Here is a 15140-nt window from a genome sequence, read left to right as displayed (position 1 = left end):
AGATGCTAGGCCACATCATTCCAAAGCACTGTATCGATAATTAAAGCGCCCTAAACTCGTCGAATAAGAGCTTTAGTAACCTCAGTGCCTTGGATTGGGATAACTCATTATTTAAATCAAACTTAATAAGGGTCGTTAGGTTTAATTTTTATAATCTCAGCATAATCAACAATTTCGTTTTCTATTCTCCACTTGTCACACATAGCGGTTAATTTTGCGACCAACTCAGGTTTTTGACTGGCTAAATTATTGGTTTCTCCAGGATCATTATCTAAGTCATAAAGCTCATAAGCGATACCTGGTTTTGCTAGTGTTTGTAAGTACCAACCGGCTTCAATTAATAATTTCCAACGCCCTTGATAAACAACACTCTGCTGTCCTTTATCATTATTGAATATAACTTCAGGTGGAGCCATTTTTTCACCTTTAAGTGTTGCCATAACACTACGGCCATCAGGTTTTCTTGGTGTTTCGCCACGAAATTTTTCTGGAAACGTGGTATCTGTGATTTCTAATATCGTTGGTACTATATCGCCAACCCATACAACATTATCGGTGATCGTTCCCGGTTTAGTTACCCCTGGCCAATTTGCTATAGCATGCGTACGTGCACCACCTTCCCAAAGTAAGGCTTTCACACCTTTATAAGGGATATTCATTAGATCACCAATATGAGAGGCTGCGCCGTTATCTGAAAAGTATAAAATCAGTGTGTTTTCATATTCGCCTGTATCTTTAAGCCCTTGAATAAGTTTACCCACATTTTCATCTACTTTTTCTACCATGGCAGCATGTACTGCCGCTTGCAGACGATATTGATCAATTTTTTCTTTATCTTGTTTCGTCCACATGTAGTTGTTATTTGTAGTGTTTACATCTTTTGCAAACATACCCGTTTCAACTAGCCCCTCATGGCGAGCATCAGCCACGCTTTGTAAGTTTTCATAACGTTTTAGATATTTTTGAACGAGTTCTTCTGGTGCCTGTAACGGTTTATGTGGCGCTCGATAGGCTACGTACATAAAAAATGGTTCTTTTTCAGTAGAGGCCTCTTTAATCATATCAATAGCGCGGTCTGTCATACCATCTGTTGCGTAAAAAGCTTTGCCTGACTTTCCATCACATGCGCTGTAATGTTTTTTACTAAAAGCATTACCTGCGTAACAGCGCATGTTGTAGTTATAATCGTATTTTAGTTTTGCTCTTTTATTACCTTCATAATATTCATGCTTATCTTCAGGTGTGGCAAATAAGTTGCCTTGCGCACCATGAAAAACAAAACTTTTTTGAAAACCACGTTGTGGTGGTAAACCAAGGTAATCTAGATCCATTTCTTCTTGGGTAAGCTTCATCCCGGAATGTGAGCTTATCCAACCTGGTGACATTGCTTTGGGGTGTTCTTTGATATAACTACCACCTAAATGCCACTTACCAGCCATCATAGTTTGATAACCATTATTACTGAGTAATTCTGAAATTAAAGGTTGTTCATAAGGTAGTCGTCCGCGATGCGCTTTAAAGGGCAATTCACGTACCCAATCGCCGACAACACCACCGCCAAAACCTACCTGTGCAGCATCAACGCCGGTTAACAAGGTAGCTCGGGTAGGGCTACATCGAGCATTACTGTAAAAGTTACTAAAACGAATGCCTTCATTAGCTAATTGATCAAGGTTTGGAGTTTCAATCTCACCGCCAAAAGTTCCTAAGTCGGTATAGCCTGAGTCATCAGAGAGGATCACAACAATATTAGGCCGTGTATCTGCAGCATAACTAGTAAATGATAATAAAAAGGTACAAATTAAAACGATATATTTGAAAGTAAATTGACTCATTATGTATTACTCATGGGTGTTGATTATTAGTAACTTGCGTAAATAATATAAGGCGCATCAATGTAAAGGGAACTACTTCTACATTGACGCACCTTATGTAAACTTAAAGTTCTGGTTATTATTTATCGTTAGTAAAACGTCTGTTATAGATGTTTCGATTTACCTTTTTAGCTGCATCAACTAAAGGCTGATAAGGTATATCGGTTACTGAAACAAAACCGACATTATAGTTTTCACCATCAAGTGCTCGCCCAGTTAACGGAGAGTCTATGTACTGAAACCAATGTGTTCCGACAAAATAAGGATTATCGATAGCACTATTAACATATTCAGTGTATTTCTTACCGCGATCTTCTTGGCTAGCCGCATGGATAAGACCAGGATTTAACAAACCCGAGTCTACTGCGCCATTATGAAATTCACCAATGATACTTGGGCGATCTATTTCTTCTAAAAACGTCCAAAAATCTTCATTAATAGCTTCTTTGTAATAGTTATAACTCACTACATCAACAACGTCTGCTGCCGCCGCTCTTAATTCTGGTGTCATGCCCCAATCAGCGAATCTTACGCCCATGTAAAGATGATTTGGCATTAACTCATCCATAGCATTATTCACTACACTGAAGTATTTATGACCAAAGACATAAAGCATAGTTGAGAAGTCTTTAATCATTGCATCATTAATATCTGTAAGCTTTACTCCTTGTTCGAATGATTTCCATGATGCTACATCGACTTGCCAAGCCGAATTTAATGCGTTAACTGTTTGGTATTTATCTTTTAGTATTTGGGTGAATTTTGCTTTGGTTGGGCTACTATTTGCTTCCAAACTTAGCGCACTGATAACAATGCCGTATTGGCTTTCAACATTACCCATTTGTCCCCAGCTTTTTTCGTTGTCGATAAACACGCCAACACACCACGGACTATTTTTTACTTCGCTAGCAACTTGTTTAACGGTTGAGTATGCGCGTTCTTTAAATTTAGGGTCAAAAGGATCAGGTAATGGCGACCAGTAATCATTGCCGCTGCTAACCGTTTTAAAGTCACCAATTATCCAACCGTTAGCGAAATATGGAAATTCTTCCATATCATAATAATTGGGGTCTATCCAATTACCAAATGAAGTAAACCCCCATGCTTGCATACGTTTAAGCGTGGTTTCTCGCCATTTTTCATCTATTTTTAAATGATCATCTGTTTGATACTTGCGAGCTAAATTAGCTTGATAAAAACTATAAGTTTCCCCTTTAGGAATTACCCCTGAGTGAACTTCTCTTCGGTAACCAAAATGCTCTGCCATAGGCTCACCATATTTTGGTAACCAATTAAACATATCAGCACGCAGCGTTGAACTTACATGTCGACTTGACCAAGCATCTTTAGGTGCTCGATTTAAGCCAATAGAGTCCTCCGGTGTTAAGTCACCAGGTTCTCTCTGTTTAATTAGGTTAGGATCAAAGTCATAACCTGTAATGGTAGACGTATTTGCCATACGCACATTGGCTAAACCATTAGAATAAAACAAGTACCCTTCAGGGTCTATTAACGTCCATTTATCTTGGTATTTATCAACACGGTAAAAACCAGTAGCTTTTAATTTAGGGCCATCAATCCAGCCATTAAATTTTGAACGGCCTAGTATTGTAGTGTTTTTTAATGCCTGCTGTTCTTGGTTAGAAAGCTCAATAAGCTGTTCAACTGTAGATATTTTATTTTCAAAATTTATTTTGGCATTTTGACCAAACTTATCGACTAAACCAACAAGGTAGTTATTGTCTGTTGCTTCCGGTGTCACCAGTTGAATATTATCAAAAGTCAGTGACTTATCTTCTGGTACTCCGATAACTTTAAAAGTCACTTTCTCAACTTTAGCTAAATTAATTTGCTTAGTACCATAGCGCCAAATTATTGGGGTGTAACGATCTTGCCAACTATCAGGGTTACTTCTTATACCCGCTTCTTGATTAAGATATTGCCCTTTTAACTCGACAACATAGCTGTCGCTTGATTGTGCGGGCACTACAAAGCTTCTATTATGCGTTTTACCATCGCTATCAGTTACAGAGACATAAAGGTGTGTAGAAGAAACTAATGGACTAGTTATATCAAAGGCAAGTCCAAAATATCCTTTTTCACTCCAATCCCATGGCTTAGCACTAGAAAATTCAACGGAAGACTCGTGGTTAGCTTGGCTTTTAAAGTCTATTTTTAAAACTTTATTTCCATCGTTATCTTGTAACGATTTGCTAGCATTCACTACCTTAACAGCCGTTAAGCTTTCATCTTGTTCAAATGAATAAATAATATTATTCGAGTCAAGATTCCCAACCGTTTTATCGACTATAGCTGTTGAATTATCAGTACATCCCATCATTGCTAGCATTACGCCAGCAGTGATGGTTAGTTGGTATTTAACATTAAACAAACTATTTACCATATCGATTTTGATACATAGTAGAGGTCACGTCTTTTACTGCTTTTATTAATTCAGGGTAAGGAGTATCAGTTACATCAACAAAACCGATATTGGCATTTTCGCCATCTAAAGCTCTACCCGAAATAGGCTCATCAACATACTGGAACCAGTGAGCACCAACCATATAAGGTTTATTTAACACACTCTCCATATATGTTTTATACATTTCGGCACGGTCTTTCTGCGAACTTGCATGTACAATACCCGGGTTAAACATCCCAGAATCTGTTGCTGTACCAATATGGAATTCACCAATGGCTACTGGTAAGTCAACTTCTTCTAGAAACTTCCAAAAATGTTCTTGTACGCCTTCTTCATAAATATTAAAACTTAACACATCTGAATACGTGGTTGACGCTTTAATAATTTCATCAGGCATCCCCCAATTAGCCATGCGAGCTCCCATGTATAAATGGTTTGGTAAAATTTCCTCTAAAGTATTATGAACAACAATAAAGTATTGTTCTCCAAGCATTTCAAGCATTGTCGATAAGTCATCTATTTGGTTCTCATTAAATACTGTAAAATCAATACCTTTAGCTAAATCCTGCCAGTTATCCAGTTGAATATTCCATGAGTTATTTAACTTTCCGATAGTTTTATACTTGCTTTGTAAATGTTTCATAAAAGCGTTTTTAGCTGGACTTTCTTGTATATCTTTTGAAAGTGCATCAATGATCACACCATAACGTGCTTCAACACTGCCCTCTCGTTCTCCCCAGCTTTTTTCATTGTCGATAAAGATACCAACACACCAAGGCGAATTTTTGATTTTTACCGCAATATCTTGAATTGTGATTCTTGCACGCTCTGCAAAAAATGGGTCATACGGATCAGGCATTAATCCCCAGTGATTTGTTTTACCTGACAAGGTTTTAAAGTCACCAATAATCCAACCGTTGGCAAAGTACGGCACTTGTTTAGCAGGATAAAACATCGGGTCAACCCAATTACCAAACGAGGTAAATCCCCAGTCTTTCATACGCTCTAGTGTTACATCACGCCACTTGTCTTCAAAAGAATTTGGATATTGTTCTCCATATTTACGCTCTAGATTGGCTCGATAAAAGCTAAAGGTTTCGCCATGAGGTACTGCACCTTTAAGTGTTGAACGACGGTAACTATAGTTATTTGCTAATGGGTCATCGTAACTAGGTAACCATTCAAACATATTATGTCGTAACGGAGAGCTTATATAACGTGTAGCCTTAATCTCTTCAGAAACTTCTACGATACCCATTGAGTCTTCTGGCGTTACTTCATAATCATAACGAATACGAACTTTGTCATCTTTAAAGTCAACACCTGTAAGGGTTGATAAATTTGCCATACGCACGTTAGCTGGGCCGTGGGAAAAATATAAATATCCTTCTGGATCTACCATCCACCATTTACCATCAACTTTTTGTGTTCTGAAGTAACCCGTTGCTTTTAACTTAGGTCCTGCGCTATAACCACCAAACTTTGAACGATTAGGCATACCTTTAGATTCTGAGAGCTCTTTAAGCTCTTTAGCAGAAACTTCGTTAAGTTGCGCTAAGGAGTTTATTTTCATCGAACTGTCTAATTTTGCATTCTGACCAAACTTATCAATAATGCCTTTCATCCAGTAAGGATCAGATTCAGGGTTTTTTCTTACACGAATATTGTCTATTTCAATTTGTTTATTTTCTAATAAACCAATGGTGAAAAAATTAAGTGCCGCTACCTTGTCTAAATTAACATTATCAGCACGCCAAGAACGCCAAATCATCAGTTGATCTTCGGTTTCCCAAGGTGGCGCATCGCCCCAAAATCCAGTTTCGGTTTCAGCTTCTTTACCTGTTAGTGGGAAGTATATTGTGCCAGAAAAATTAGCAGCTAAGCTAATGGAGCGACTTTGATATTCTCCTGCTTCATTTTCAACAGAGAGATAGAGTTGTATTGATTTATCTTGTTCATTGGTAACGTCGAAAGCCAAATTATAATCTTGAAATTTCTCCATCTGCCAAGACTGATTAGGCTTTACGGTAACTTGAGAAATATTTTCGCTAGCCAAAAACTCAATATTTAAACCGGCATCATCTAAACCAGATTTATTATCACTTTTTTTAACCAAAGCTGTAGCCGTAGGTGCATTTACCCATGATTGCTGTTGAGCTGAATCAAAATCTACTAGCGTTGATAACACTACTTCCTTAGCAAAGGCATCTTCTCCTGATGAAGAATTTGCATCTTTGTTGTCTGTCAATGCACTGCTGCAGCCAAAGAAACATAGACTAAATAATGTACTACTGATCACTGTACTTAACAGCGTTCTATTTTTTAATGTATTATTCATCATATTGGTTCACAAATTTTAATTAAATTATCTACAAATTGTTATTTATCACACTACATTGTTAACAATTAACCGTCAACCATATTTATTGTTTATGGATTACTTTTAATCTCACGACTTATAAAATTAAATAACCAATACATTTACACCCAAGCCACTTCAAGCTGAATTCTGTATTTTAAAATGGCTTGGGTATATTAATGAACCACTCATATCAGTACTTGCTAATTAACGAAGCTTAATCTGAACTTTAGTTATTTAGTGTCAGTAAAAAAGTTGAGATACAATCATCATAATTCTATAGTTCACTTCTATTTTTTATATTATTAACTTGAATAACACCCCTATTAATTGTATTTTGTTTACAATCTAATGTTTATTTGTTTTGAATTATTATTATTATTTTACATTGCAATGTAAAAGGTTAAAAACACTAACCTTAAAATTGTAAAACATAATAATTAATGAAGTAACGAATGAACTATTTCTATATTTGGTGCTAATGAGCTAGGCTTCACACCATAATAAAAAGAGTAACTTAAGATGTATCAATCAAATAACAAAGCATTTTTATACGCCTTTATTGTCTCCATAGGTGGTTTTATCTTCGGACTCGACATCATGTTGATATCGGGCACTTTTGAATACACAACGATAGAATTTGGCTTAACCGCCATCCAAAAAGGCAATATTGGAGCTGCCCCAGGTTACGGTGCTCTAGTTGCGCTTATTGTTGCAGGCTATTTTTGTGAGCATTGGGGGCGTAAAAAAACCTTAATGATTATTGCTGCACTCTATGTCTTATCAGCAGTAGGGTCTGCGCTTGCTCCAAGTTATGAATGGTTGTTTTCAGCACGTTTAATCGGTGGCTTAGCATTTACTTCATTAAGCTTAGCTTCTATGTACATTGGTGAAATTGCTCCGCCACAAATACGTGGAAAATTAGTAGGTCTTAATCAATTAAATATCGTTATTGGTATATTAGTTGCGGCTATATTAAATTACTACTTTGTTGCGTTTGCAAACTCAAACTCAGCTTGGGCTCAAGCAATTAACCTAACAAACACTAATGTTTGGCGATGGATGTTAGGTATTGAAACATTACCAGCAATTATTTGGTTTGGTTTACTCTTTTTAATCCCAGAAAGTCCACGCTGGTTAGTGCTTAATAATAAGCATGAACAAGCACGTAAAGTAATACACCAACTTAAACCTGCAAATGAAAACGACACTCACGTTGACGCTGAATTTGATCAAATAGTAGATAGCTTAAAAGATACCGGTCATTCTTTAAGTTATGTTGAGCAATTGAAATTATTATTTAGTAAAAATATTCGCATTGCTCTCACTATCGGCATGTTGATGGCTGCAGTACAAGCGTTATCAGGCATGAATGCGATACTCACATTTTTACCGATGATTTTTCAACAAGTAGGGGCTGGCGAGTCAGCCTTTGCGCAAGCAATATGGGTGAATCTTATCGGTGCATTCTTTACCGTTTTAGCCTTAATTTATATTGATAAAATTGGCCGTAGAATAATGCTGATTGGTGGATTAATAACATGTACTTTAAGCTTAGCCATTGTAGGATATGGCTTTTATGAAGCAACCTACATGATTACTAACGACTCATTAACGAGCATAGCCAATATAATAGATACATCAATACTCGCATCACTTGTTGGGGTTGAATTTACAAGTGATGTCGCTTTTAAACAAGCTGTTTTATCTTTAACAGGTGCAGAGAGTTTTGCCGTAATAGAAAATGCACTATTAGTTTCTTCAACGCACATGCAAGGTATGTTAGTGCTTATTGGTATTATTGTGTTTGTTTGTTCTTTTAACTTTTCATTAGGCCCTATTTTGTGGATATTATTTTCTGAAATTTTCCCAACAAAAGTACGTGCTATTGCCATTACCTCAAGTGCACTAATTGCCACAATTTTTGGCGGTATTTTAGTACCAACCCTTTTCCCTTGGCAATTAGAAAACTTTGGTGCAGCAACAACATTCTTAATTTACGCAGGCTTTTGCTTAAGCGGTTTATTGTTTGTTAGTAAAATGATGCCGGAAACTAAAGGAAAAACGATTGAAGAAATAGAAGAGATGTTTGCTGGTCATTTAGCAGATAAAAATAAAAAACATGCTGCTAAGTTAGCGTGATCTACTGACAGAACACCTTTTAATAAAAAAGGGTATTAACCGAAAAGGCTTTTGATTAAATCAAAAGCCTTTTTTTGTTTTAAAAATCTACGCATTAATAATTTAAATGACATGATTATCATTCACACACAGCCACAATTAAATTCACATAAAAATAAGAGATTCATATAAAAATAAAATATTGACTGATTTATTACGTTTATATTATAGTGAGTGCCGAACATTCCATTATTAATTCTCAGCTTAGCTGTTAGAGAGAACATACTATGAGCATCAAATTAACATCTGAACAAATAGACCAATTCAATGAAGACGGCTACGTTATCGCTAAAGGTTATTTCAATAAAAAAGAAATAGATCGTTTATCTGAAGTGGCTTTTAACGATCCTCGTTTACAGAACAATGCTTGGCATCAAAAAGACAGCTCAGGTAAAGTGAGTAAAGTTTGTATTTGGCAAGAGACTACGGATGATTTATACAGCATGTTCTCTCGTAGTCATCGTTTAGTTGACTCATGCGAAGCTATCATGGGTGAAGAAATGTACCACACCAGTACAAAGGTTATGATGAAAGAGCCAAAAGTAGGTGGTGCTTGGGAATGGCATCAAGACTTTGGTTATTGGCATCACGACAACCAAATGCTACATCCAAAAGCCATTAGTTGTATGGTTGCCATTAATCAAGCCACAGAAGAAAACGGTTGTTTACAAGTATTAAAAGGTTCGCATAAATTAGGCCGTTTAAACCATAATAGAACTGGCGATCAAAAAGGCGCGGAGTTAAAGTTTGTTGAACAAGCAATGAAACATCACGAATTAGTCTATGTTGAATTAGAGCCTGGCGATACCTTATTCTTTCACTGTAACTTGTTGCATAAATCTAACCAGAATAAATCGGATCATCCTCGTTGGTCAATGATAAGCGCCTATAATGCGATGACTAATCAACCTTGGGAAGAAAACGAAGCGGTTTATTATCCGCTAAACCGTGTAGATGATGACGCCATTATTAATTGGCAACAATCTTAGGTTTTAACTAACTTAGTTCTGGATAATGAATTTTATAAAAATGTAGTTTTCAGGTTAACTATTCCTATTCAATTTAAACGATGAATATTTTTAATACTCATCGTTTTTTTATATGGTAAAAAAGGTATCGTAATAATGACTAATTATTTTCCTAAGTCTCAACAAGATCCGCACGGAATGATTATTGGGCAAGGTGATTTTAAATATAAAGTAGATGCTCACTGGGGCAAACTTGATCCCAGCCAGAATCCCGTAGAAAACTGTCACGATATGGTCATAGACTCTAAAGGTCGTATTATCATGTTAACAGACAATACCAAAAATAATTTTATCATCTATAACAAAGATGGCAGCTTAGCTGAAGCTTGGGGATCTGAATATCCTGGAGCACATTCGATAGAAATTGTCGAGGAAAACGGCGAAGAATTCCTCTATGTGGTAGATCATGGTTGGGTATTAAACCGTCATTGGGATGGTAAAAGTACCGACGATTGGGCGTCACCTTATAACAAGGTTATTGCTCAACAAGGCTTTGTAGTCAAACTTACGCTCGATGGTCGTTTGGTGTACACCATAGGTCACCCAATGACCATTGGCATTTATCAGCCAGACATGCCCTTTCGTCCGTCTGATATTGCTGTGGCTCCCAATGGCGATATTTATATCACTGATGGCTATGGCTCTGATTTTGTTATTCAATACGATAGTTACGGTCGCTATATTAGCCATTGGGGAGGACAAAAAAATGAAGATAAAAATTACAACCTATTCAACACGCATGGTGTAGGTGTTGATACACGCAATCCAAATGATCCACATCTAATTGTCAGCTCTCGCTGGGAGCAATGTTTAAAATTATTTAATTTAGACGGTAGCTACCGTGGACGAATTGATACTCCCGGTGCTTATATTCACGGGCCGGTATTTAGCGGCGAAAACTTCTTTGCCCCAGTTTGTTGGTCACACATTGATGAAGAAAATGCTGAAGATTCGGGTTTTATTAGTGTATTTAATAAAGACAATAAGGTTATTGCTAATTTAGGTGGCACAGCACCTATTTATCAAGGTGGTAAACTACAAACTATGTCGACGACTTGGGATGTATTTAAGCATTGTCATGGAATGTGTATTGATGATGAAGGTAACTTATATGTTGGTCAATGGCGCGGCAATCAAAGTTACCCATTTAAGCTGACACCGATAAAATAATACTTTGTACGCTTTCATTCTCCTTTAATAAGCCACTTTAACAAACAAAAAAAGCCCCTTAATTGATGATACTAGTCAACTTAGCTAACTAGTATCACCTTTAAGAGGCTTTATATTTACTTTTTAACGTATTAGTTAATCAATGAATTAGTGACCTAATTCAAGAATACCCCACACTTCAAGGTTGTTAACCGTTACTACTGCATCACCATTTACATTGGTTGTAACAGGTAACGTAGTACTTGTACCATCAGGCAAGTGTATCGTTGCCGCTGTTACTGCTTGCGGGAAGTAGCTCGCTGGAACCGCTACTTCAACACCGTTAAGTGTCGGTGTTACACCATTGGCAAACGGACGATTAACTAAGTGTACAACATACGGCGCACTCAAATCAGTTTCATGAATTCGTGATACCGCTGATACTGTTTCATTCGAAACGCTGCCATTAATACTCACATTAATCGCTAAGTCTGCAATAGTACCGCGTTGACCAATATGTCTTACTTTACTGCCCTGTGCGTTTAATACCGCTAATTGCTCAGTAGTTAATAAGTTCTTATCTCCGTCAAAAAATACCACATCGAACTTATCAAAGTCTTCTTGGCGAGGTACAACAGGATAACCTTCGTCACCAAACACTAGCATGTCAAAGTTGATGTTTTCTTCGGTAAACAATCTCACACTGATTTGCATTTGATTGCCACCGTCAATAAAGCCCGCCTTCATTGATGAGTACATTGCGTGAACAAGACCCACTTTAGAATAAGAAGTGTAGTTATCAAACAAGTTCTCTTGTGCTCGAACAAATTGATAAATGTCACGATAATTATCTGCACCCGGAGACCAAACCCCCTCGTCACCTATCCAAACATTAGCAGGGATAGAGAATATACCGCCATAAGCATAAGCTTGTGCTACCCAACCACGACCAAAACGAGGAGCATTTTGTGCCTTAAGCTCTGCAAATTCCCAAGGATATGGGAAGTAAGCCAATGTTTTGCCTACCGCTTGTGCACCTTTTAAGTGAGCAAGAATATTAGTAGGGAGCTTTTCAATTGTTGTTTTTGCACCTAAATTCAATTCGCCCGATAAAAAAGTAATATTCTCGTTAAAGGTATAACCTCGAGACTCAAATAAATGTGTACTAGCACCAATTTCAATATCAGGACGTTGTTGACGAATGTAGGTTAATACTTCAGCAAATTTTTGGTTCCATACATCACGGTTGAAATAAATGAAGTCTTCAACCATAGGAATATTTCCTGTGATTTTGTCTGCGCCGTTCGCAAATGCTTGGTGTGTTATTCCTGCATTAAGTAAATGCTGTTTGTAGTCAAAGGTAGTTATATCGTCAATTCCCAGAGCTTCTAGCTCAGAGTTACTATATTTTTTACCTAACCAGATACGGAAGTTTTCCATGGCGTATGGCGAAAAGTCGCCACCAAAAGTACGCATATCTGTGGTGCGTGTTGAGTTAGTTTGCGTATCAAACATTAAGCGTTCAGGATTAGCTTTTAATATTTGGTCAACTTGTGACTTCATAAATGGCACAAAAGCTGGGCTATGATTACTCAACCAATTATTGTTAAAACCGTTATGGCTGAGATAACCCATAAAAGTCATTCTTACGTATGTATCATCTAAAGTAAGTACGTAATGTTTTTCTGGGTTAGTCATGTATTCAGTAAACCAACGAAATCCCCAGTCAAATTCACCGCGCGCGGTATATTTAATACCTTCGTTTTGAAAATTTGCTACAAGATTTGTCCAGTCAATAATAGTTGTATCATCGTAGAAATCTTCCTCTGGCGGATGTCCCCAGAATGCTCCAGTTGCGCCAAAATCATCGTAACCTGTAAGATCGCTATTTTGTGGGTAGGTATACCAAACATCAGATTTCAATACTTGTTTAGCAGTAGGTATTGCAACGGGTTTTTTAAGGTACATGACGTCCGTATCTGGACCTTCAATTTCGGCTACAAAATGATCTTCAGGATTATAATGCGGCGCAGGTGCTGCCGTGTAATCACCAATACGTGTAATGCGTACTTGGTCACCACTCCACTGCCAATCTGAGCCACCGTAAGCTTGTACACGTAGATCATAAGAGCCTGCGGTTTCTACCGCAAAGTGACCACCTGCTAAACCAAACTCTTCAGAAACATCCCAACTCCCCGTAGAAGTCATGTAACCATAAGCAACAAGCGAGTCACCAAGCATAAGGCGAGCACCATAACTACCTAGAGTTGCTGCAGCAATAGTTATATACGCTTGATAAGTTCCTGGCTCTGTAAAGGTAACTTGGTAATCACCATAATCGCCATTAGTTACCCAATTTATACCGGTAGCCGTTTTACCAAAACCGATGGTATTGTCGCCACCTACTTTGCCGCGTGCACCAGTACTAATAAAGTCTTCTAGCTGGACAATGATGTCGCCATCATTTTGTTCATTAGGGTTACCTGTTTCCTCACCTTCTGATGTAAATATGTTATCGCTTAATGTTGAAGGATGAACAAAGTTTGTGCCGCCATCAACATCAATACCAAAACCTAGATTGTCACCAACTGCGCCACTTCCGCCATCAAGATTACCTATTCTCAGTTCGAAGCTGTGTGTACCTGGAGTCAAGTTCAGATCACTCGTTGATGTTGCGGTTTCCCAACTATCATCAGAAAGGACAAGTACCCCATCAATATACAAACGAACAGAATCATCAATATGTTCAGAGAAAGAAATATGCCCGTCGTCGTCAGTTATGAAACCAGTATAAATCTCAGTAGTTTCACCGCCAATTTCGTCTTCTGTTTGCAATAAATCTGTTGTGCGCACCCAATTAGGGTTGGCATCTGTTTCATTCATTGCGCCAGCAACTTCACCGTACAATAAACCAACAACATGTTCACCGCCATTAGCCTTTTCACAACCATCTGCATCAACACTAGTCCCTGCAGGGGTGTCAGGGCATTGATCTAGCGTGTCGTTTACGCCATCGTTATCGGCATCTTCATTAACCACAACTGCACAACCCATAGCATCAACACTAGTCCCTGCTGGGGTGTCAGGGCATTGATCTAGCGTGTCAATCACGCCATCGCCATCGGCATCTTCAATAACCACAACCGCACAACCCATAGCATCAACACTAGCTCCTGCTGGGGTGTCAGGGCATTGATCTAGCGTGTCAATCACGCCATCGCCATCGTCATCTTCAATAACCACAACCGCACAACCCATAGCATCAACACTAGTCCCTGCTGGGGTGTCAGGGCATTGATCTAGCGTGTCGTTCACGCCATCATTATCTGTATCTTCATTTACCACAACCGCACAACCCATAGCATCAACACTAGAGTCTGATGGAGTGTCAGGGCATTGATCTAACGTGTCATTCACGCCATCGTTATCTGTATCATCATTTACCACAACCGCACAACCCATAGCATCAACACTAGAGTCTGATGGAGTGTCAGGGCATTGATCTAACGTGTCATTCACGCCATCGTTATCTGTATCATCAATAGCTATGCAACTATTACCATCCAAGATTTCAGTACTAAGACATTCTTTTATTTCCGTTGGTATTTCTTCGTCTGAACATGCTGACAGTAGTAACAATGTTGTTGAAAAGAGTAGTATTTTTGATGTTTTCATTGGTTTTCTCCAGTATGAAAAATGTTTATTTTTATAGTTAAATGCTTAAGGTGGTAGTACTAACAACTCACACTTTCAGCAAATACATGGTATTTTTCTCACAGTCAATGTAATTGCTTTTGTAAATTGTGTAAAGTAAATTGTTAACAAATGTAAATTTTTTAAGACAAATGAACACACCAAGGTACGTCAGTAAATTACATGAAGGTTGGTCTTCAAGCTCTCGTTATAGACATTTAGTTTGTTGGAATGAGCTTTCTTTGCCTTTGTCTGATTAAGGGGTAATCATCTTAGGTGTTGATTTCAATATATTTTATCGTATTTTCTTAAACAGATAAGTACGGTTGAACGACCTGACATAGCATAAATTTTCTAAGCTAGTTTAGAAGCCATGTCGCCTTTTTAGCGCGGCAACAATTTGTAATACAAAGCTTAATGAATAATTATCT

7 protein-coding genes are annotated in these 15140 nt (G+C 37.8%); 3 read left to right on the top strand and 4 right to left on the bottom strand.

Going from position 1 to position 15140, the window contains the following annotated elements; translation table 11 throughout:
- Positions 1-122: 122 nt before the first annotated feature.
- The 3 genes from CWS31_RS01370 to CWS31_RS01360 form a co-directional block, all read right to left on the bottom strand.
- A complete protein-coding gene (locus CWS31_RS01370; RefSeq protein WP_148747649.1) occupies positions 123-1835 on the bottom strand; it encodes a sulfatase-like hydrolase/transferase in 1713 nt (570 codons plus the stop codon).
- A gap of 118 nt (positions 1836-1953) precedes the next feature.
- A complete protein-coding gene (locus CWS31_RS01365) occupies positions 1954-4224 on the bottom strand; it encodes a beta-galactosidase (RefSeq protein ID WP_246143290.1) in 2271 nt (756 codons plus the stop codon).
- Positions 4225-4267: 43 nt separating this feature from the next.
- Positions 4268-6640, bottom strand: a complete 2373-nt coding sequence (locus CWS31_RS01360; RefSeq protein WP_246143264.1) for an agarase — start codon at positions 6638-6640, stop codon at positions 4268-4270.
- A gap of 540 nt (positions 6641-7180) precedes the next feature.
- On the opposite strand from CWS31_RS01360, the gene CWS31_RS01355 reads away from it, so the two are divergent.
- From CWS31_RS01355 to CWS31_RS01345, 3 genes are all read left to right on the top strand, one after another.
- Positions 7181-8800, top strand: a complete 1620-nt coding sequence (locus CWS31_RS01355; protein WP_148747647.1) for a sugar porter family MFS transporter — start codon at positions 7181-7183, stop codon at positions 8798-8800.
- A 266-nt stretch (positions 8801-9066) separates the two neighbouring features.
- The gene (locus tag CWS31_RS01350; protein ID WP_148747646.1) at positions 9067-9828 is read left to right on the top strand and encodes a phytanoyl-CoA dioxygenase family protein; all 762 of its coding nucleotides are present in this window, start codon (positions 9067-9069) and stop codon (positions 9826-9828) included.
- 135 nt (positions 9829-9963) lie between these two features.
- Positions 9964-11037, top strand: a complete 1074-nt coding sequence (locus tag CWS31_RS01345; RefSeq protein WP_148747645.1) for an NHL repeat-containing protein — start codon at positions 9964-9966, stop codon at positions 11035-11037.
- A gap of 147 nt (positions 11038-11184) precedes the next feature.
- On the opposite strand, the gene CWS31_RS17970 is transcribed toward CWS31_RS01345, so the two are convergent.
- Positions 11185-14691, bottom strand: coding sequence for a thrombospondin type 3 repeat-containing protein (locus CWS31_RS17970; RefSeq protein ID WP_148747644.1), 3507 nt, complete (start codon positions 14689-14691; stop codon positions 11185-11187).
- Positions 14692-15140: the final 449 nt, after the last annotated feature.

The sequence above is a fragment of the Colwellia echini genome (genome assembly GCF_002843355.2).
GTDB classification, from domain to species: Bacteria; Pseudomonadota; Gammaproteobacteria; order Enterobacterales; family Alteromonadaceae; genus Colwellia; species Colwellia echini.
This window is presented reverse-complemented; position numbering and strand designations above follow the sequence as displayed.

What these genes read in the sequence shown, in the direction of transcription:
- CWS31_RS01370 (WP_148747649.1), bottom strand. Translation starts at nt 1,835, where the DNA reads ATGAGTCAATTTACTTTCAAATATATCGTTTTAATTTGTACCTTTTTA.
- CWS31_RS01365 (WP_246143290.1), bottom strand. Translation starts at nt 4,224, where the DNA reads ATGCTAGCAATGATGGGATGTACTGATAATTCAACAGCTATAGTCGAT.
- CWS31_RS01360 (WP_246143264.1), bottom strand. Translation starts at nt 6,640, where the DNA reads ATGATGAATAATACATTAAAAAATAGAACGCTGTTAAGTACAGTGATC.
- CWS31_RS01355 (WP_148747647.1), top strand. Translation starts at nt 7,181, where the DNA reads ATGTATCAATCAAATAACAAAGCATTTTTATACGCCTTTATTGTCTCC.
- CWS31_RS01350 (WP_148747646.1), top strand. Translation starts at nt 9,067, where the DNA reads ATGAGCATCAAATTAACATCTGAACAAATAGACCAATTCAATGAAGAC.
- CWS31_RS01345 (WP_148747645.1), top strand. Translation starts at nt 9,964, where the DNA reads ATGACTAATTATTTTCCTAAGTCTCAACAAGATCCGCACGGAATGATT.
- CWS31_RS17970 (WP_148747644.1), bottom strand. Translation starts at nt 14,691, where the DNA reads ATGAAAACATCAAAAATACTACTCTTTTCAACAACATTGTTACTACTG.